Origin of the sequence: Microbulbifer sp. SH-1 (genome assembly GCF_011326135.1) — a bacterium.
Taxonomy (GTDB): Bacteria; Pseudomonadota; Gammaproteobacteria; order Pseudomonadales; family Cellvibrionaceae; genus Microbulbifer; species Microbulbifer harenosus.
Genome location: NZ_CP046948.1, coordinates 3,972,726 through 3,991,667 on the forward strand (window position 1 = coordinate 3,972,726; position 18,942 = coordinate 3,991,667).

Sequence of the window (18,942 nt, forward strand, 5' to 3'; positions counted from 1 at the left end):
CAGTAATTGTTGGCGCTAAAAATTTTCTTAAAAAAACCAGTAGTCAACGTTCCTGATCGTTTTTTATACCCGCTTAGCAACTACGGACGTCGCAGACTAGGGACAAACAACACGGCACAGTCTGCCCACAAATTACCCACAGGTTATTCAGTAGTTACCCATCTTGAATTAGCATCCCAATCGCATTACCTTGTCGAATATGGACGGGAAAGACGATTAAGTCTGAAAAGGTGTGTGGATAAAGTGAAAATTTTATTCAAACTACTTTTTGTACAGCTCGGACCCCGAAAAAAGAAAAGGCCCGAACGGGTACCAGCCATTCGAGCCTTTTCATCCCCACACGGGTGATCAAGTCACACCCAATATGTATGGGGGCCAGACCGAAGTCCGGCGCACTTCATGTAGCAATGCAACTGTGCCCCATGGGTTCGGCAGGTGTCAAGATGACTTGGCTTGCGGCTTAATAGCCGGGGGTCACTATTTGAACCAAGACCGTATTGCTCGATTGGGCAAAAGTTGGTATCTGCTAGGTGCAATTTGCATCACATCACTAGCTAAGATGTACATGAACGGATCTTTAATTATCGTTGTAGTGCAAATTAGCTAATCAAGGAAGCACCATGTCGGATTGTATTATCGGCATGGTGCGACTTCGCCCGCACCAGAAGCTGATTGCTATTAAGTTGGCATATAGATCAGCCAAAGGGTGCCCCCCAACTCGGAAGGCGCACGACATACCGTTAGTAGGCCCCATCTGGCATATAGGTCAACCAGAGGGGGCCAATGTCGGATGGCTGGCCTACGGGCGGCCTACCCGTGAAAATCGCCAGTGAAAAATCCTGTAATATCAACGGTTACAGGGTGATTTACGGCGTGTCTCACAAGGTTGTCCCGGCAGCAGTGCCGCCACTCAACCAACTCGTAGCCCCTCATCAGCGGGCAGGATCAATGGTCTCGCCGAGACTGTTGTTCACCCGGAACCAGCCGGTAACGCTGTAGCGCGGCCGGTTGCTGGTCAGTACTTCGTGGGGGAATTCTTCCGAGAGGAAGATCACCATCTGCCCGAACCTCGGTGCCACCTTCTCGATCACCGTATCGCTCTCCGGAGCATAGATCTGCAACTCGCCGCCATCCTGCGGCTGCCAGTTCGGCGTCAGGTACAGCACCGTGCTGACGATGCGATTGGTGCCGCCCTTGAAGGCATCCATATGCTTTTTGTAGTAGCTGCCGCGGTCGTAGCGCGCGTAGTGGCACTCGTAATCGAACAGACCGAGGAACAGCCGGCGGTTCAGGCCCAGGCGCAATGTCTCCGCCCAGTTCAGGTAGGCCGCCACCGCCGGGTTGGACTTATCCAGCCAGAAAATCTCATCGGTGCGCACAAACTGGTTCAGCTGGTGCTCCTGATCGCGACCGACACCGGCGCTTTGAAAGCGCGCGCGGTCGATGGAACGGAAATGCCGCAGTAGCGAACCGAGCAGCGCCGGGGGAAGAGGCGCGGGCAGAACGATATACCCGGTTTCACGCAAGGCGCTGGCGATGCGATCCAGCGGGTCTTCGTCGTCGGGTCCGCGGCGCCAGGTTTCGTCCACAGGTGACAGGGCTGCGTCGGCAATGGCAGAAGGTACAGAGGGTACGGCGTTCAAACGGGTATTCCGGGGTGCGCCAGGGCGGCGGGTTGAATCGGTCGCTATTTATACAGCCGGTTCCCCCGCCGCGCCAGCAAAAATACCCAGGCCCGGATTATTTCGCCGCGGTCAGATCCCAGCCGGTGAGCAGGATGGTGATGGTCACCGCGCCCACCAGTAGGTTCATGGGCAGGCCCACTTTGAGATAGTCCGAGAACTGGTAACCGCCGGGGCCGTACACCATCAGGTTGGTCTGGTAACCCAGCGGTGTGGCGAAGCTTGCGGACGCACCCATCATGATCGCGAACATAAAGGGCTCCGGATTCAGTCCGGCACTGCCGGTCATCTGCAGCACAATGGGCACCATGATGATGGCGGCAGCGTTGTTGGTGACCATTTCTGTCAATGTGGAAACACACAGGTACACCAGAATCAGCATCAGCCACGGATAGCCCTGGGACAGGGAAATGACCGTTTCCGCGATCGCGCCGGCGACACCGGTTTTCTGCAGTGCGACGCCCAGCGCAAAAGAGGCGGCAATGGTGATCAGTACCGGCAGGTCGAGGCTTTTCTGCGCCTGGTTCACCGAGCAGCAGCGGGCAATCAGCATGGCGCCGGCGCCGAGCAGCGAGGCGTTCAGCATACTGATCACACCCGTACCGGCGGCGAGCACGATGGCAATGAGAATCAGCCAGGCGGTGAGGCCTTTTTCGTGACGCGGGCTCTCAGCTTCCAGATCGTTGATCAGCAGGAAGTCCTTGCTGTAGCGCTGGCGCAACACGAAACCCGGGCGGGCTTCCAGCAGCAGTGAGTCGCCCGCCTTCAACTTTATGCTGCCGAGGTTGCCGGGCACTCGCCGGCCTTCCCGCGCCACCGCCAGGACCGCGGCGCCGTAGCGCTTGCGGAACTGGGCGTCGCGGATACTGCTGCCGATAACATCGCAATGGGGCGAGACGACCACTTCCACCAGGCGGCGCTCTTCCGTGGATGCTTTGAGCGTGGCCTCGCCATCGTCATGATCCGAGGGCACGATACCGCGCATGCGCAGCAGATCGGAAATGGCCTCGGTATCGCCGGCGAAGACCAGGCGATCGCCACCGCGCAGTTTTTCGTCCGAGCGGACCGGCGCAATCGCGCGATCACCGCGCTCGATTTCCACCAGGTAGACCCGGCGCAGGCCCCGCAGGCCCGCGTCTTCCACTGTCTGGCCGACCAGGGGGCCGCTGCTGTCCACCGCTACTTCCAGGGTGAACTCCCGCAGATTGCCGAAGGGCTTTTTCTCGCGTCGGTCCGGCAGCCAGCGGGGGAAAAAAACCAGCATGAACGCCACGCCGATCAGCGCCGCCGGCAAACCCACCGCGGCGATGGAGAACAGCGAGAACCCCTCATTGCCGGTGATGGCCTGGTACTGGCCGTTGACCACGAGATTGGTGCTGGTGCCGATCAGGGTAAGGGTGCCGCCGAGAATCGCGCCGTAGCTGAGCGGGATCATCAGTTTGGAGGGGGCAATGTCGATGCGCTTGGCCCAGGCGTTCAGCGCCGGGATCATGGTGGCTACCACCGGGGTGTTGTTGAGATAGCCGGACAGCGCCACCACCGGCGCAAACACGCGTAGCATGGCGCCGCGGATGGTTTTGGGCCGCCCCAGCAGGTGTCTGACCAGCATGTCGATGCCGCCGGACGCGTGAATGCCGGTGGCCACCACAAACATCGCGGCAACGGTGATCAACCCGCTGTTACCGAAACCGGAAAGGGCCTCCTCCGGAGTGAGGATGCCGCTGACGCTCAGCAACGTGAGCGCGGCCATCATCACCAGATAGGCCGGGATACGGGTGAAAATCAGCGTGGCCAGTACGGCGAAAACGAGAAACAGGGAAAACCAGCCAGACCAGTCCATAGCAGCGTGTATTTGTCCGAAACGATTGACGGCTAAAGCTACTGCAATCGCCTTAGTACCAAAAGTTCTTTTTTCGCATATTTATATAGCCTGGCGCCGACCAAGGGCCTGCTGTGCTGCCAGTCGCGGGCGGTGGGTAATATTTTTCACTGCGGCTGCTAGGCTTTGCAGAGGTTTGGCGTCTGGCTTCCGTGGTTGTGCGGCCGGTAGAATACGCCGCTTTGCCGGCAGGCCGGACCCAGGCCGCCACTTTGATTTCACCACACGGGATTCAGCACAGAATGGGAAATAAAACCGCGCTTTACGATACCCACGTCGCCATGGGCGGCAAAATGGTGGATTTCGGCGGCTGGGACATGCCGCTGCACTACGGTTCACAACTGGAAGAGCACCACAAGGTGCGCAAAGATGCGGGCATGTTCGACGTTTCCCACATGACCGTGGTCGATGTGGATGGCGCCGGTGCGCGCGACTACTTGCGCACCCTGGTGGCGAACGACGTCGCCAAGCTCGACGGCAATCCCGGCAAGGCGCTGTATACCGGCATGCTGAATGAAAAAGGCGGCGTGGTGGACGACCTGATTGTGTACCTGCGCGATCCCGGTTACCGAGTGGTGGTGAACTGCGCCACCCGCGAGAAAGATCTTGCGTGGATGAACGCGCAGGCGGGCAATTTTGACGTCACCCTCACCGAGCGCCCGCATCTCGCAATGGTTGCTATTCAGGGGCCGCAGGCCATCGACAAAGTCAAGCAGGTGCTCGGCATCGATTGGACCGCTGCCATCGACGGGCTGAAAGTCTTCAGCAGTGTCGCCCGCGGCGACTGGTTTGTGGCGCGCACCGGCTACACCGGTGAAGACGGCCTTGAAATCATGCTCAACAACGAAGATGCCCCCGGTTTCTGGCTGGCACTGGCGGATGTGGGTGTGGCTCCCTGCGGCCTCGGCGCGCGCGACACCCTGCGTCTGGAAGCGGGCATGAATCTGTACGGCCACGAGATGGACGACGACACCTCGCCGCTGGAGGCGAATATGGCGTGGACCATCGCCTGGGAGCCGGCGGAGCGCAAGTTCATCGGCCGCGAAGCGCTGGAGCAGGAAAAAGCGGCGGGTGTTGCCAACAAGCTGGTCGGTCTGGTGCTGGAAGACCGCGGTGTTCTGCGCGCCGGACAGCAGGTAGTGGTAGACGGCGCTGAAAGCCGCGGTATCATCACCAGCGGCACATTCTCCCCCACCCTGGGTTACTCCATAGCCATGGCCCGTGTGCCGGTGAGTGTTGGTGACACGGCGCAGGTGGAAATCCGCAACAAACTGGTTCCGGTGCGGGTGGTGAAGCCGAGCTTTGTGCGCAACGGCAAATCGCTGGTGTGAGTCTGGTGAGCGGCGCGGCCGCTCGCCGCAATGAATACCGAATACACTGTTTAGCAGCTTAATTTTTAAGCCAATTTTGAGGGAAGAGCCCATGAGCGAGATTCGCAGCGAACTGAAATACGCCTCCAGCCACGAGTGGGCGCGTCTGGAAGAAGATGGCACCGTCACCGTCGGTATCAGCGACCACGCCCAGGATGCGCTGGGTGATGTGGTGTACGTGGAAACCCCGGAAGTGGGTCAGGTCCTGTCTGCCGGTGAAGAGGCCGGTGTGGTGGAATCCGTAAAAGCCGCCAGCGATATCTACTCACCGATTTCCGGTGAAGTGATTGCGGTGAACGAGGAACTGGCCGATGCGCCGGAAACCGTGAATTCCAGCCCCTACGACGACGGCTGGTTCTTCCGCATCAAGCCGAGCGACGAGAGCGAGCTGGACAAGCTGCTGGACGCTGACGCGTATAAAGCGGAGAGCGAAGAGGACTGATTTTCCTCTGAGCAGATGCAAAAACGCCGGGCAATGCCCGGCGTTTTTGTTGGTATGAACTATGCGGAGTTTGAATTGAGTGGCGGACAAGCACCGGCTTGGGCATTTCGAAATGCCCAAGCCGGCACTTGCCCTTCGCGTCTAGCTCAGTGGTTTGAACGCTATGATCCGGAACTGACCTCAGTCTGTTGCGGTTGCACAAGCCCGCCGATCCCCAGGTCCTGCAGATAGCCCCGCAATTTCTCCTCGATCTGCTCCGGCGACTCCATCAGCAGCACCTGCTGCAGCAACCGGTCCAATTCCGATTTGTTCACTTCCCGCAATGCAGCTTTTACCCGCGGCAGGTTGGTGGCGTTCATGGAAAGCACGTCGTAGCCCATCGCCACCAGCAGCAGGGCACCACCCGGGTCGCCAGCGAGTTCGCCGCAGATACCCACTTTGGTACTGGTCTCGTGGCCCGCGGTCACCACCTGCAGCAGCGCTTGCAGCACCGCCGGGTGGAAACTGTGATAGATACTGGCGACACGGCTGTTGTTGCGGTCTACCGCCAGCAGGTACTGGGTCAGGTCGTTGCTTCCCACCGACATGAAGTCCACGCGCTTGGCCAGCTCTCGCGCCTGGTACACCGCCGACGGCACTTCCACCATGATGCCGAGCGGAGGTCGCTGGATCTGGTAACCCTCGTCCAGCAATTCGTCGTAGGCGCGGTCCACCAGTTTGCGTGCGGCTTCCAGTTCGCCCACACCGCTGATCATCGGCAGCATGATGCGCAGGTTGTCGAGGCCGACGCTGGCTTTCATCATCGCGCGCACTTGGCCCAGGAAGATTTCCGGGTGGTCCAGGGTCACACGGATACCGCGCCAGCCGAGGAATGGGTTGGTTTCCTCGATGGGGAAATAGCTCAGCGCCTTGTCGCCGCCGATATCCAGGGTGCGCATGGTGACCGGGCGCGGGGCGAAGGCCTGCAGCTGTTCGCGGTAGATTTCGCGCTGCTCCTCTTCGGAGGGGAAGCGATCGCGCAACAGGAAGGGGACTTCGGTGCGGTAGAGGCCGACACCCTCGGCGCCGCGCTCAAGCGAACGCACCACATCCGCCATCAGTCCGGTGTTCACCCACAGGCGCACGCGATGGCCGTCGGCGGTCTCGCCGGGAAGCTTGGCCAAGTGGTCCAGATTGCGCGCAAGCTCGCGCTCCTCCTCGACAATGGCGTCGTAGCGGCGCTTCAGCTCCGGCCCGGGGTGGATGTACAGCTCGCCGCGGTAGCCATCCAACACCAGGTCCACACCGTCCACCTGCTCCCAGGGCAGCTCCTGGGCGCCCATCACCGCGGGCACGCCCATGGCGCGGGCGATAATCGCCACGTGGCTGTTGGCGGAACCCTTGACCGAGATCAGCCCGGCGAGCTTTTCCCGCGGCACTTCGGCCAGCACCGAAGCGGTTAATTCCTCGCCGATCAGGATGGTGTTTTCCGGGTAGTCGCGCTGGCTCTGTTGTTGCTGGCGCAGGTGCATCAGCACCCGCGCGCCGAGATCGCGCACATCGGCAGCGCGGTCGCGGAAGTAGGAGTCAGACATGGCCTCGAAGCGGCGCACATGCTCCAGCATCACTTCCGCCCAGGCGCGGCTGGCGGTGAGTTGCTGGCGGATGCGCTCGCACACTTCGACGGCGATGGAGCTGTCGTCGAGCATGCTGATGTAGGCATCGAACAGCGCGCGCTCTTCCTTGTTCAAATCGTTTTTGAGGCGATCGCCCACATCGCGGATTTCGCTGCGCGCCGCGCCCAGGGCCTGGTGGAACAATGCCAGTTCGGCATCGATATCCATGGTGCAGGCATAGGGTACGGTGGCCAGGTTTGCCTGCGGGGCGATGATGTGAGCGCGGCCGATGGCGACGCCAGGGGAGGCGGCGAGGCCGCTGAATTTGGTTTCGTTGCGCTGCTGGCCCATGGTGGCCAGGGCACCGGTGGCCTCGGCGTGGGCGATAACCCCGGCGAGCTGGGCGGAGAGGGTGACGAGAAAGGCCTCTTCGCCCTCGTCGAAGCGGCGCCGCTCCGCCTGTTGTACCACAAGCACACCGAGTACCACGCGGTGGTGAATGATGGGGGTGCCGAGAAAGGAGGAAAAGCGCTCTTCGCCGGTGGCGGGGAAATACTGGTAGGCGGGGTGGGCTTCGGCCTGTTCGAGGTTGATCGGCTCCTCGCGGGTGGCGACGTTACCGACAAGGCCTTCGCCAGGGGCCAGGTGCACCTGGCCCACCGCGTCCTGGTTGAGGCCCTCGGTAGCCATCAGTACATAGTTGCCGGATTGTTTGTCGCGCAGGTACACCGAGCACACTTTGGTGTGCATGACCTCCCGCACCCGCCGGACAATGATGTCCAGCACCGACGGCAGGTCCCGTGCGGTGTTGACTTCCTGAACGATACTGCGCAGTGATCCAAGCAAAGTGGCTTTCCTCGCCGTCGTTATCCGACTCCGCGCCGTGTGCGGAGCCCCGCTGGGCCGATGCCCGCCTGCGATACCCGGCGCCGGCCGGGTGTCACGAGGTTACTGGGTGCGATTCAGCCAGCGTCTTTCCAATTGTATTTGCGTGGGCGCCAGCTCGGTGAGCGCGCGCCGGTAGACCTCCCGCTTGAAGGTCACCACTTTGGTCAACGGGTGCCAGTAACTCACCCATCGCCAGTGATCAAATTCCGGTTTGTAACCATTATTGAAACTGATGTTGCTTTCATCGGCGGCCAGCTGCAGCAGAAACCATTTCTGCTTCTGACCGATGCACAGCGGCTCTGAGCGCTTGCGCACCAGCCGCTGCGGAAGCCGGTAGCGCAACCAGCCGCGGGTACTGCCGAGCAACGTGACCTGGCTGCGGGTCAGCCCGATTTCCTCGTACAGTTCGCGATACAGCGCCTGTTCCGCTGTCTCACCGGGATTGATGCCCCCCTGGGGGAATTGCCATGCGTCTTTGCCGCCGACCCTGCGCGCCCAGAGAGCCTGTCCGCGCTCGTTCAGAACAATGATGCCGACATTGGGACGAAAGCCCTCGCTGTCGATATTGTTGCTGCTGTCTGAATTGGTACCAGCGGTCTCCGCGCCCGGCCTGCGGGCTGGTTTGCCGCCGGAATTGTCCTGTTGCGCGGAGGCTCTGGCGGGTCTGCGGCGGTTCTTTCGCCCGGCGGATGTCTGCTTGCCGTCGCCCAAAATGCCGTCCTCAAATTTTCGTGGTGCGGATTGCCAAGGCTTTGGTTGCCCCGCACACCATAATGTTCTGCATTGTTCCACAGGGACTGAATTACGGCAATTCAGTGACGCCAGTCGGTGTAAGCCCGGCGGCGTCGGGGTAAAATCTCCCGCCTTGGGCACTTTTCCGCGCCAGCCGGTCACACCGCGCGGAAATGGCAAGATCGGGCGTCAGAAATGCCCTGTGTGCCCTATAGTCAACTAAGGAGATTTTTGTGCAGCTGGCGATTTTTGATCTGGACAACACCCTGATCGGTGGCGATAGCGACCACGCCTGGGGGGAGTTCCTGGTGGCTCGCGACTGCGTGGACGGCGAGCGTTTCCGCAGTGAAAACGACCGCTTCTTCCGCGACTACCAGAGCGGTGACCTGGATATTTTCGCCTATCTGACATTTGCCCTGGAGCCGCTGGCGCAGTTGTCCCGCGGTCAGCTGCAGAGCCTGCAGCGGGAATTCATGCAGGAGGTGATCAGCGAGATCTGGCTGCCCCACGCCGAGACCCTGATCCAGAACCACCGCGACGCCGGTCACCACATCATGGTCATCACCGCCACCAACCGTTTCGTGGTGGAACCCATCGCCGCGCGGCTCGGCGTCGACACCCTGCTCGCCACGGAGCCCGAGGAAGTGGACGGCCGCTTCACCGGACAGGTGGCGGGGCATCCCTGTTTCCAGGAGGGCAAGGTGGTGCGCTTGCAGCAGTGGCTGGAGCAGAACCCGCAGTACGCCCGCGGTGAAAAATGGTTTTACAGCGACTCCATCAATGACCTGCCACTGTTGTCTCAGGTGGAACACCCGGTAGCGGTGGACCCCGACGCGCGGCTGCGCGATGAAGCCTTGAGTCGCGGCTGGCAGGTGATCAGTCTGCGTGGCGATATCGACGCTTTCGTCAGCGCATTGGATCTTTGAGCGGGCGGCTGCTACAGGGCAATTGCCGGACGCTTTGAAGCACAGTCATTCAATGTTCAGGAATTCGGGACAACACGTGAAAAGCGCAGTACACAAGCATCATTTTTTCCACGCTGTCTTATTTCCCCGCACCGCACTGGCACTGGCCGTGTGTGGGTTGTTGTTCGCCGCGGGTTGCGAGCGCCAGAAGGTCGAAACCGGCGCGGAGCAGAGTGCGCCGGCAGCGCCCGCCGCGGTGATTGATCAAGCCGCGGCCGAGGGTTTTTCCACCGAGTACTGGAGCGCCGGGCAGGCGCAGGTGATCGACGCCGAGGCGGCGGCCCAGGCGCTCACCCGCGCGGTGACCCAGCTGTTGGCGTCGCCGACGGAGGATCACCTGGAGGCGGCGAAGCTGGCGTGGCTTGACGCCCACCGCGAGTTGGCCGCGGCACTGCCGTTTATCAAGGTGGCTTTTTCCCCGGCGGACCTGCAGCACGAGGGCAGCGAATTGCTGCTGGCCCTGAACAGTTGGCCCGTGCAGGCCGGGTATCTGGATACCGTGCCGGGCTATTCCAACAGTGGGATCGTCAATGACACGGCGATCGAGCTGACGCTGGCCAACCTGCGCAAGCAGCACCGCCTCACTGCACACGAGGAGGCCAGTACCGGGTTCCACGCGTTGGAGGTCATGCTCTGGGGGCCCACCAGCGAGCGCAGTGCGGAGCAGTTTGTGGCTGCCAGCGGCGGTGAACAGCCGGAGGCCCAGGCCGCCAACCGCCGCCGCGAGCTCACTCGTCTTATTGCCGAGGGAATCAGCGAGGACCTCGCCGCGCTCGCCGCCCGCTGGCCGCTGACGGCCAACGACCTGTCGCAGCGCTACCTGGCGCAGGTGCCGGTGGCGCGGGTGCAGTGGATTCGCTCGGCGCATCTGGACATGCTGCGCAATGAGGTGTTGCCGCGAATTCCGGAAAGCTCCGAAAGCGATGTAGAAAGCCCGCTCGCCGCGGATTCCAAACAGGCGCTGCTGGCGATGCTGCGCAACCTGCAGGCCTGTTGGCTGCCGGAGAGTGGCAGTGGTCTCGCGGAATTGCTGCTGGACCAGCGCCAGACTGCCGCCCTGGCGCAGACCTTTGGCGAGCTTGAAGAGCGGCTGCTGAAAATGGAGGACCCGATCGAACTTGCCGCTCCTGCGGAATTGCAGCGCAGCCGTCAGCAGATCGACGTTCTGATTGGGCTGATCTCCGGTGATACCCGGGTACCGGCGCGGGAAGAGGACATCACTCCGGTTAGCCTGCAGGCGCCAGCGGAGTAACGCGGCACCCCACGCCGGCATAAAAAAACCCAGGGGAACCTGGGTTTTTTCGTTTCTGGCGGTTGTCGCTGATTACCAGCGGCGAACCGGGCCAGTGTCTACGTGCACAAAGTTGCTCTTCGGGTAGTAGCCGACACCACCTGCCTTGAGGTCCAGTGCCGCCTGGCGCAGCTTGGCCAGCGAGACACCCGGCATGCGGATGTCGAGCGCCATACCGCGAGTGTGGTAGCTGCGGCGCGCCACGCCGCGGCCCGCTGCGCGCAGCTTGGCGTTGGTCTTCGGCGAACGGTAGCCGGAGATGATTTCGATCTCACCGTTGAAGTTCAACTTTTCTTTCAGTTTGTAGACAATGTCGAACAGCTTCGGGTCCATGCGCGTCACTTCGTTGGCGCGGTGGTCCCGCAGCAGCCGGTTGAACTGCTTGAGGCCGCTGCTGTCGTAGTCGCCCCCCGCCCAGTAGGCGGCATTCAGGCGTTCACCTGTATGCAGATTGCGCATTTTGAGGTTGCGCGACGTGCCAACTTTTGCCAGCGCGGGGCCGGCCGAAACCGCCGCCGCGGTAGCTGCAGAAACTGCCAAAAACCTGCGTCTGGAAAGTTCTTTCATACCCTGTTACCGCCTTTGGTCTGTAGTGAGTGTGTCTTTCAATCCTCTGAATCGTGAGTTGCTTCCTGTGCCAACTCGGTATGACAGCACTGTACAAAAAATAATCTTTGGTTACAAACCAGGCAGAGCTAATGACGTATTGATCGAAAAACAGCCTTGATATTTTTTTCTAGCACGCTAACGGCGGTGAATTTTTTTTGCCTGTTCTGGTAGGAAATTACCCGGAAACCTGGTGACAACGTTGTCATAGTTGGAACTTTATTTTTTTGCGACCGAAGATTCAGCTTTTCCGGAGGGTGGGATATCTGCCTGGGGAACGGCTTCGGAGCCTTGGATTCCCTGGCTTTGGTGGCGCTAGGTAAGTGCTGCAGGTGGCGCAGCCGGTTTGCATGCCGGGGTGGACAATATACTCAAATCGGTGAGATCCGGATGCCGCCGTTGGCGTTCCACTACGGAAACCGGCGCGATGGTTACTGGTCCCGATGGTAGATGTCGGGTCGGAACTGCACGCGCCCCAGCGCATCCACCCAGGCGGTCAGGTAGGTGATGAACAGTCTCGGCGGATTTTCTACCTTGATAGTGAGAGATTCATCCCCGGTGGCGGCCTGGGCGACCTGGGTGCGGTCCCAACCCTGTGCGGTCAGCAGCGCGTAGGCCAGTTCCTCCGGTTGCTGCAGGCGGATGCAGCCGTGGCTGAAGGCGCGGTGACGGTGCTCGAACAGGCTCTGCGCCTGGGTATCGTGCAGGAAGATCGCCTGTTTGTTGGGAATCACAAACTTTACCCGCCCGAGGGTGTTACCGGGACCCGAGATCTGGCGCAGGGTGGCCTTGCCGCTGGCGGCGCTCTCGATACTCTCCTCGCTGATCGGGGTGGTGGTATTGGTGCCGTATTTCACCACCCGGTAGCCCCGTTTGTGCATGGCCTCGGGGTTGTTGCGCGCTTTGGGTAAAAGGTCCGTGAGCAGGATGCTGCGGGGCACGGTCCAGGTGGGGTTGAATACCACCGATACAACCCGGGTGGTCATCTCCGGGGTGCGCTTGCTGCTTTTTCCCACCACGGTTTTCATACTCAGCACCACCTTGCGGCGGTCGACCAGTTGCAGCTGGTAGTCGGGCACATTTACCAGAATGTAGCGGTTACCGGGGGCGGCCGGCAGCTGGTCCCAGCGCTCGGCGTTCAGTTCCAGCAGGCGCGCCAGCTCCTGTGGCGGCTTTGCCAGTTCTTTCAGTGTGGATCTGTCCACCCGGCCGGTGACTTCCATACCGTGGCGGCGCTGGTAGGACTCAACCGCCAGCTGCAGGCTCGCGTCGAAACGCTGGCGGTCGACACCACCTGCGGTCAGCGGGCCGGGTTGTCCGGTGTAGTCACCGTATTGCTGCAGCAGTTTGCGCAACTGTGCGACTCGCGGGCCGCGATCGCCGGGTTTCAGCGGTGCGCCGGGGGTTATGGCCTGCCAGTGGCTGGTCAGTGCGCGGTAGCGCGCGGCCTGTGCGCGCAGGGCATTGCCCGCAGTGGCAAAGTCAATGGCGCTGTCTTTGTCCGGGTGCCGGTCCAGAGGCTGGCCGTTGTTCGTCGCGGCGGGTGTGCGCTCGCCGGACGGGGCGGATTCCCCGGGGGGCGTGTCCCGGCGGTCGCTGTCATTTTCACGCTCTTCGGATTCCTGGCCGCTGCTGGAGGATTCCGTGCGGTCGACGTCAATTTCCGCATTTACCGCAATATCCGGGTCGTTCACGATCTCACTGGCATGGGCCGCGAGGCCCGCCTCTTTGCCGGCTCCGGTGGGGCCGGTTTCTGGGGCTGCGCTGGTGGTGGCCTCGGTCGGCAGTGTCTCGCCCCGGGCAATCTCCGCCATGGGCAGTAGCGCGCAGCAACCGAGCGCGACCATCAGGGAGAGATGGCGGGCACGGATGTGCAGCGGGATGGGCTCTGTGGTGCAGTTTTTATGGCGCATGGGACCCCCGTTTCTCACTCGTCGGCGGCGCGTGGATCTTCGCCGTCAGCGCGTACAGCGGCACTGTCTTCTTCCGCGGCCTCATCTTCCACTCGGTCGCGACCATAGATGTCCGGGCGGAAATTCAGCATTCCCTCTTGATCCACCCACGCGGTCCAGTAGGCGATATGCACGGGGATGGGCTGCTCGAGGGTAACCGCGCGGGTGCGGGTGCCACTGGTATAGCGGGTCAGGCGTTCGCCGTTCCACTTGTGCGGCTTGGCGGTATGGCTGGCGAGAATGATCTGTGCCAATTCCTGGGGCTTTTCCAGACGCACGCAGCCGTGGCTGAAAGCGCGCTGGCTGCGCCCGAACAGTTCCTTTTTCTGGGTGTCGTGCAGGAAGATGGCCTGCTGGTTGGGGATGACGAACTTGAAGCGCCCGAGTGCATTGCCCTCGCCCCCGCGCTGTTGCAGCGCCACGCTGCCGAGGCGCAGGGCGCGCAGGTTGCCGCCGCTGAAGGGCACCGATTTGCCGCGGTTGTTGACCAGCCGGTAGCCGCCTGCACTGAGATTGGCGGTGCCCTTTGGCAACAGCTCGCGCACGGCGATATTGCGCGGCACGGTCCAGGTGGGGTTGAACACCACCTGGGTCATGCGGGTGCTGAGTTGTGGCGTCGGGTGCTTGGCTTTGCCCACCACCACACGCATGCGGTACTGCTCCTGCTCGCCATCCACCAGGCGCAGCGTGTACTCGGGGATATTCACCAGAATGTAGCGGGAGCCGAGATCTTTGGGCATTTTCTGCCAGCGCTGCAGATTCGCGGCAAGTGTGGTGAGTCGATGCGCCGGCGGTGTGTTCAGGTGCTCGCGGGTCGAGCGGTCGACGATGCCATCGGCGCGCAGCCCGTGGCGGCGCTGGAAGCGTTCCACTGCCTGGCGCACGCTGTGATCGTAGAGCTCTGCGGGGGCGTTGTCCCTTTGACTACCAGGCGTGTGCGCGGCATCCGCCATGTCTCCGTTCAGAGGGAGGTCGCCGTACTGCATCAGCAGCCCGCGCAGTACTTTGACGCGGGCGTCGCGCACACCGGGGGCGAGGGTCTGCCCGTCGGGCAGTGGTTGCCACTGGTCCCCTTGGCTGAGGGCGCGATAGCGGGCCAACTCTTCCCGCATCAGTGCATACTGCCGTCCATAGGGCGTAAAGGGGCTGTAAGCATTGTCGGGAGCGTCAGTGCTTCTGGCGGTCGGCGGCGATGTGGTGGCCTCTGCGCCGGATGACTGGTTGGCCAGTGTTTCCGCGGTGAACGTCAGTATCACGGCGGCGCTGAAACCCAGTGGAAGACCCAACTTGTTTCCCATCTCTGACCCCTGAACTACCAATTGCTCGAACCGAAATACACAGAAACCGAGATTCACAGCGCGCGCTGGGCGGAAACTGTGTTCCTAATTGGTAACTTGTGACCGGATTGGCGCCAAATACGATTGGGGTATTCGCAGAGGGGACTTCGGGTCCTTTCGGAATAACTGCCGGGTGTTTCCTCCACCCGGCAGTGTGGTGGGCAGTGAGAGAAGTGGGGTTGAGGGGATCAGTTGAACTGGTTGGCGGCGAGCCCGTCCTTGCCGTAGATGTCCGGGCGGAAGTGCATCCGGCCCTGGCCATCGACCCAGGCGGTCCAGTAGGTGATGTAGACCTTCACGTTCTGGCTCATTTTCACCTCGGTGGTCTCGTCGCCGGTGGTCAGTTGCTCAATGCGGTAGCGGCTCCAGTCGCCCGGTTCGTCCCGCAGCAGTATTTCGGCCAGCTGGCGCGGTTTGGCCAGGCGCACACAGCCGTGGCTGTAGTCGCGGTCGGTGAGTCCGAACAGGCTCTTGGCGCGGGTGTCGTGCAGATAGATGTCATCCGAGTTCGGGATCTCGAACTTGACCCGGCCGAGGATATTCTGCTCGCCGCCCTTCTGGCGCATCAGGAAACCGCCGGCCGCCGCAGACTTGAGGTTCTGGGAGGTGAGCGGCAGATAGTCGCCGCTGCCATTTACCACCCGGTAACCCATGTTTTCCATGCCGTGGGGATTGGCGCGGGCCTTGGGCAGTATTTCGTTCACGAGGATACTGCGGGGCACTGTCCAGGTGGGGTTGAACACCACGCGTGCGACGCGGGTGTTGATCTCCGGGGTCTGGTGCACCTTCTTGCCCACCACCACGTTCATCGACAGCTTGATCCGGTCATGTTCCACGTAGTTGAGGGTGTAGCCGGGCACATTCACCTGAATGAAGCGGCTGCCGAGGTCCGCCGGCAGTTTTTCGCGGCGGCGGATATTGGTCTCGATGATGTGGGCGCGCGCGGAGGGCGACATGTTCATGCGCTCCCGGGTCTGCTTGCCCACGATCCCGTCGGGTTTGAGACCGTGGCGGATCTGGAAGCGCACCACCGCCTCGTGCAGCCGCTGGTCGAACTTGTTGCTGCTGAAGTCGGCGCCGTAGCCGTAGCTCGGATAGTCGCCATACAGGGCCAGCATGTTGCGCAGGTGCACGACATTGGCGTGTTTGGCACCGAGGGTCATCGCCGGCCCCGCGGGCAGAGGCCGCCACTGGCCGGTTGCGGCCATATCGCGATAGCGCGCCAACTGTTCGCGCAGGGCCTGGGCGTCGCTGCCAAAGGGGGTGTTCTCCTCGATCAGCATGCCCTCGCCGTGGGCGGGAGCGAGACCTGTGCCCTCATCCTGCAGGTTGCGGAATCTCGGCATCACCCGCGGATAGCTCTGCGGATAGGCGCGTGTGGAATAGCGCGGAGCATAGCTGCCGCCGCCGTAACTGGAGCTGTAGCTGGAACCGCGGCTGTAACTGCCGCCCTGGGTGACGTAGCGGGAGCGGTCGATGGTCTGTGCGCTGCGGTTTTCGCGGTTATAGCCGCGGAAATACTGGCGCCCGGTGTCGTTGGCGGCGTAAAGAATTTCCTCCGCGGCATCACTGCGGGCGCTGGCCATCTGGAAGCCGCCGTCGGTGAGGTTCACCGGAGTGATGTCGCGGCCGCGCAGTCGCGGCTGGTTTTTTCGCCCATCCGGTCTGAGCTTGTCCAGCTGGGTATCCTGAGCATAGGAAATGAACGCATCGGTGAGCAGCACATCCAGCACCGCGGCCATCTGCAGGCGCTGCGGCGTATCGCGCAGGGTGCGGTCGAAATAGCCCAGGTGGTAGCGATAGTCCACCATGCTACTCGGGTTGCCGGAGCTGGATGCCGTGAGCTGCTTGAGCAGGTCGTTGGCGGTATCGCTCAGGTTGTAGTTGTCGAACCACAGCAGCCGGTAGTCGGTGCGACGGTAGATGCGGCGCACTGCCACCGGGTTGAAGATCGGGTCCTGGGCGGGCCATGCATCCGGATTGTCTTCCAGCCAGTTCACCAGATGCGGGCGCACGGCATTTTCCGGCAGCACCGGTACCGTTTGCTGATTGGCATTAAAGGCGTAATAAAGCGCGAAAGCGCACAGTCCGCCGAGAAAGATGGCCGGCAGTGGCGATTTGCGTTTGCGTCGCTCTGGAATGAAATATGACATGGTACCTCAGCGATACTGCAGGGCGCCGGATTACAGTGCGGAAGCCGGGGGCCCGATCGTTCATACCTTCCCAACCTTCGGTGCACCTCTCCCGAAGCCCCGGCGATGACTGCTCACCGCCGACGGCGCACCTAAGCCGAGCATCCCGCGCGACCTTCCTTTTATGTAGGCGGAATTCGAGTGCGCATTGCGCGTTTCTCAACATCCGCGTGCCTGTGAAAATAAGTATGGCAACAAATACGGAATTTGCTTGGCGCCAACTTCATTTCACCTTAGGGAGATGTAGAGCGTGCAGAGGGGAGGTAAAAGTGTCGCAGCGCACCGCTGACCAGTCCGTCGGCAAAGCCCTGCTCCCACAGTTGCACTCCTCCGTCGCTGTCTACGGCTACCAGCGTGCTGGCGCGGGTGCCGTAGCCGTCGACCATCGACGGACGGTCGCGGGCAAGTTCCTGCGCGGTGATGCGCACGAAGATGGAAGAGAGCGCGGACTCCATCGCGGCGCTCACGCCGGTTTCCGGCAGTTGTGACGGCGGTGCGCGTTTGGTGTCAGCGAGCAGGGCGAGCGCTGGTGCGGCAAAGTTCTCACTGTCCAGAGTTTCGGGGAGGTTCTGTACCAGCGCCGCCAGTGCGTTGCAGCCGCGCGTGACTTTGGGCCAGGGATCGTCCGGCGCGCCGTTGGAGATGCCGTGGAGGCCCGGTGTCATGGCAAACGGGTGGTGGCGGTTGCCGGCGCACACCAGCGGCGGCTCCGCCCGCGGGTCGAACAGCAGGGCGTTGAAGCCCCGGTAGCGCGCGCCGGGCAGGGCGTGTGCGTAACTGGTGGGATTGGTATTGCCGGTGAGAAACCCTATGGGGATTTCACCGCGGGACAGCAGATCGGCGGGTTCCGGCGCTCCTGGCTCGCGCATGTTGGTCACCGCCGCCACTCGGCCGCCGGGGGCGATACCCAGCCAGGTACCGCCCGCCTCCAGGTCCCGACCGGCGACGACGTTGCCATCTTCCCACGGTTGTGCGGGCGCGGTGGGGCGGCGGTAAAACTCATCCCGATTGGCCAGCAACAGCAGTGGATAGCGGGGGTGCTGGCGGTAGGCAATCAACAGCAGGCACATGTCAGCTCGCATTCGTCATTTTGTCAGTGCCATAATAACGCCCACTTTGAACAACCGCGGTTTGAGCATGCTGACTTACCCCGAGATTGATCCCGTTGCCCTGGCCATCGGCCCGCTCAAGATTCACTGGTACGGGCTGATGTACCTGGCGGGGTTTGCCGCCGCCTGGTGGCTGGCCATGCGCCGGGCCGCCAAGCCCTGGTCACCGGTAATCAAGTCCGAAGTCGAGGACCTGATCCTGTTCTGTGCCATCGGCGTCGTGGTGGGCGGTCGTCTCGGTTACATGTTCTTTTACAACTTCAATGAGTTGATCGCCCACCCCCTCAGCCTGATCAAGGTTTGGGAGGGGGGGATGAGCTTCCACGGTGGTCTCATCGGCGTGATGGTGGCGGCCACCATATACGCGCGCAAGATCGGCACCACCTTCCCCACTCTGATCGATTTCGTGGCGCCGCTGGTTCCCATCGGCCTCGGGCTTGGGCGTATCGGCAACTTTATCGGTCAGGAGCTGTGGGGTCGGGAGACCGATGTGCCCTGGGGTATGGTCTTTCCCCGCGACCCCGAACAACTGGTGCGCCACCCGTCCCAGCTGTACCAGGCCTTGCTGGAGGGGCTGGTGCTGTTCGTGGTGCTGTGGATCTTCTCCAGCAAGCCGCGCCCGCGCCTTGCCGTCGGCGGCCTGTTTGTCCTGCTGTACGGCATCTTCCGCTTCCTGGTGGAGTTCGTGCGCCAGCCGGATGTGGGGGTGCCGGTCCTGTTCGGCTGGTTGACCCGCGGTCAGCTGCTGTGTCTGCCAATGATTGCCGCCGGCATCATCATTCTGGTGTGGAGCTACCGCACCCAACCGCTGCCCGACGGGCGGGGACAGGGTGAGGCGGCAGGCAAAGACACCGCCAGGCTGAAAAAAAGCGCTGCCAAATAAACCGGATTCAAGAACACGT

General features: G+C 61.9%; 14 protein-coding genes. 5 read left to right on the forward strand and 9 right to left on the reverse strand.

All coding sequences use genetic code 11. The features are described 5' to 3' along the window. Window positions 1-932: 932 nt before the first annotated feature. Window positions 933-1,643, reverse strand: coding sequence for a 2OG-Fe(II) oxygenase (locus GNX18_RS16440; protein ID WP_240914049.1), 711 nt, complete (start codon window positions 1,641-1,643; stop codon window positions 933-935). Between the two features lie 97 nt (window positions 1,644-1,740). Beyond that, entirely contained in the window at window positions 1,741-3,522 is a 1,782-nt protein-coding gene (locus GNX18_RS16445; protein WP_166219469.1) for an SLC13 family permease, read from the reverse strand. 281 nt (window positions 3,523-3,803) lie between these two features. On the opposite strand from GNX18_RS16445, the gene gcvT reads away from it, so the two are divergent. Together gcvT and gcvH are read left to right on the forward strand one after the other, a co-directional pair. Next, window positions 3,804-4,892 (forward strand): glycine cleavage system aminomethyltransferase GcvT, encoded by a 1,089-nt coding sequence (gene gcvT, locus GNX18_RS16450; protein WP_166219471.1) that lies wholly within the window; start codon window positions 3,804-3,806, stop codon window positions 4,890-4,892. Between the two features lie 91 nt (window positions 4,893-4,983). Continuing rightward, window positions 4,984-5,373, forward strand: a complete 390-nt coding sequence (gene gcvH, locus GNX18_RS16455) for a glycine cleavage system protein GcvH (protein ID WP_138235712.1) — start codon at window positions 4,984-4,986, stop codon at window positions 5,371-5,373. 161 nt (window positions 5,374-5,534) lie between these two features. Here gcvH and ptsP read toward each other — a convergent pair whose 3' ends face one another. Beyond that, complete coding sequence (ptsP, locus tag GNX18_RS16460; protein WP_166219473.1) at window positions 5,535-7,814, reverse strand: phosphoenolpyruvate--protein phosphotransferase; 2,280 nt, start codon at window positions 7,812-7,814, stop codon at window positions 5,535-5,537. A gap of 102 nt (window positions 7,815-7,916) precedes the next feature. Beyond that, window positions 7,917-8,420, reverse strand: a complete 504-nt coding sequence (gene rppH, locus GNX18_RS16465; protein ID WP_205828181.1) for an RNA pyrophosphohydrolase — start codon at window positions 8,418-8,420, stop codon at window positions 7,917-7,919. A 401-nt stretch (window positions 8,421-8,821) separates the two neighbouring features. Between rppH and GNX18_RS16470 the strand changes: the two genes are divergently transcribed. Together GNX18_RS16470 and GNX18_RS16475 are read left to right on the forward strand one after the other, a co-directional pair. Beyond that, window positions 8,822-9,514, forward strand: coding sequence for an HAD family phosphatase (locus tag GNX18_RS16470; protein WP_166219475.1), 693 nt, complete (start codon window positions 8,822-8,824; stop codon window positions 9,512-9,514). Between the two features lie 76 nt (window positions 9,515-9,590). Beyond that, window positions 9,591-10,805 carry an imelysin family protein gene (locus tag GNX18_RS16475; RefSeq protein ID WP_240914050.1) on the forward strand — a complete coding sequence of 405 codons (1,215 nt, stop codon included), beginning with the start codon at window positions 9,591-9,593 and terminating at the stop codon, window positions 10,803-10,805. Window positions 10,806-10,877: 72 nt separating this feature from the next. Here the strand turns inward: GNX18_RS16475 and GNX18_RS16480 are convergent, their stop codons facing one another. From GNX18_RS16480 to GNX18_RS16500, 5 genes are all read right to left on the reverse strand, one after another. Next, complete coding sequence (locus tag GNX18_RS16480; protein ID WP_138235707.1) at window positions 10,878-11,411, reverse strand: DUF882 domain-containing protein; 534 nt, start codon at window positions 11,409-11,411, stop codon at window positions 10,878-10,880. A gap of 470 nt (window positions 11,412-11,881) precedes the next feature. Next, complete coding sequence (locus tag GNX18_RS16485; RefSeq protein WP_240914051.1) at window positions 11,882-13,363, reverse strand: murein L,D-transpeptidase; 1,482 nt, start codon at window positions 13,361-13,363, stop codon at window positions 11,882-11,884. Between the two features lie 14 nt (window positions 13,364-13,377). Then, on the reverse strand, window positions 13,378-14,700 hold the full coding sequence (locus GNX18_RS16490) for a murein L,D-transpeptidase (RefSeq protein ID WP_166219477.1): 1,323 nt from the start codon (window positions 14,698-14,700) through the stop codon (window positions 13,378-13,380). Window positions 14,701-14,927: 227 nt separating this feature from the next. Next, complete coding sequence (locus GNX18_RS16495) at window positions 14,928-16,892, reverse strand: murein L,D-transpeptidase (RefSeq protein ID WP_166219479.1); 1,965 nt, start codon at window positions 16,890-16,892, stop codon at window positions 14,928-14,930. Between the two features lie 272 nt (window positions 16,893-17,164). Then, a complete protein-coding gene (locus tag GNX18_RS16500; RefSeq protein ID WP_240914052.1) occupies window positions 17,165-18,013 on the reverse strand; it encodes an NRDE family protein in 849 nt (282 codons plus the stop codon). 55 nt (window positions 18,014-18,068) lie between these two features. On the opposite strand from GNX18_RS16500, the gene lgt reads away from it, so the two are divergent. Further along, window positions 18,069-18,923 carry a prolipoprotein diacylglyceryl transferase gene (gene lgt / locus GNX18_RS16505; protein WP_166219481.1) on the forward strand — a complete coding sequence of 285 codons (855 nt, stop codon included), beginning with the start codon at window positions 18,069-18,071 and terminating at the stop codon, window positions 18,921-18,923. The last annotated feature ends 19 nt before the right edge of the window (window positions 18,924-18,942 follow it).

What these genes read in the sequence shown, in the direction of transcription:
- GNX18_RS16445 (WP_166219469.1), bottom strand. Translation starts at nt 3,522, where the DNA reads ATGGACTGGTCTGGCTGGTTTTCCCTGTTTCTCGTTTTCGCCGTACTG.
- gcvT (WP_166219471.1), top strand. Translation starts at nt 3,804, where the DNA reads ATGGGAAATAAAACCGCGCTTTACGATACCCACGTCGCCATGGGCGGC.
- gcvH (WP_138235712.1), top strand. Translation starts at nt 4,984, where the DNA reads ATGAGCGAGATTCGCAGCGAACTGAAATACGCCTCCAGCCACGAGTGG.
- GNX18_RS16480 (WP_138235707.1), bottom strand. Translation starts at nt 11,411, where the DNA reads ATGAAAGAACTTTCCAGACGCAGGTTTTTGGCAGTTTCTGCAGCTACC.
- GNX18_RS16485 (WP_240914051.1), bottom strand. Translation starts at nt 13,363, where the DNA reads ATGCGCCATAAAAACTGCACCACAGAGCCCATCCCGCTGCACATCCGT.
- GNX18_RS16490 (WP_166219477.1), bottom strand. Translation starts at nt 14,700, where the DNA reads ATGGGAAACAAGTTGGGTCTTCCACTGGGTTTCAGCGCCGCCGTGATA.
- GNX18_RS16495 (WP_166219479.1), bottom strand. Translation starts at nt 16,892, where the DNA reads ATGTCATATTTCATTCCAGAGCGACGCAAACGCAAATCGCCACTGCCG.
- GNX18_RS16500 (WP_240914052.1), bottom strand. Translation starts at nt 18,013, where the DNA reads ATGCGAGCTGACATGTGCCTGCTGTTGATTGCCTACCGCCAGCACCCC.
- lgt (WP_166219481.1), top strand. Translation starts at nt 18,069, where the DNA reads ATGCTGACTTACCCCGAGATTGATCCCGTTGCCCTGGCCATCGGCCCG.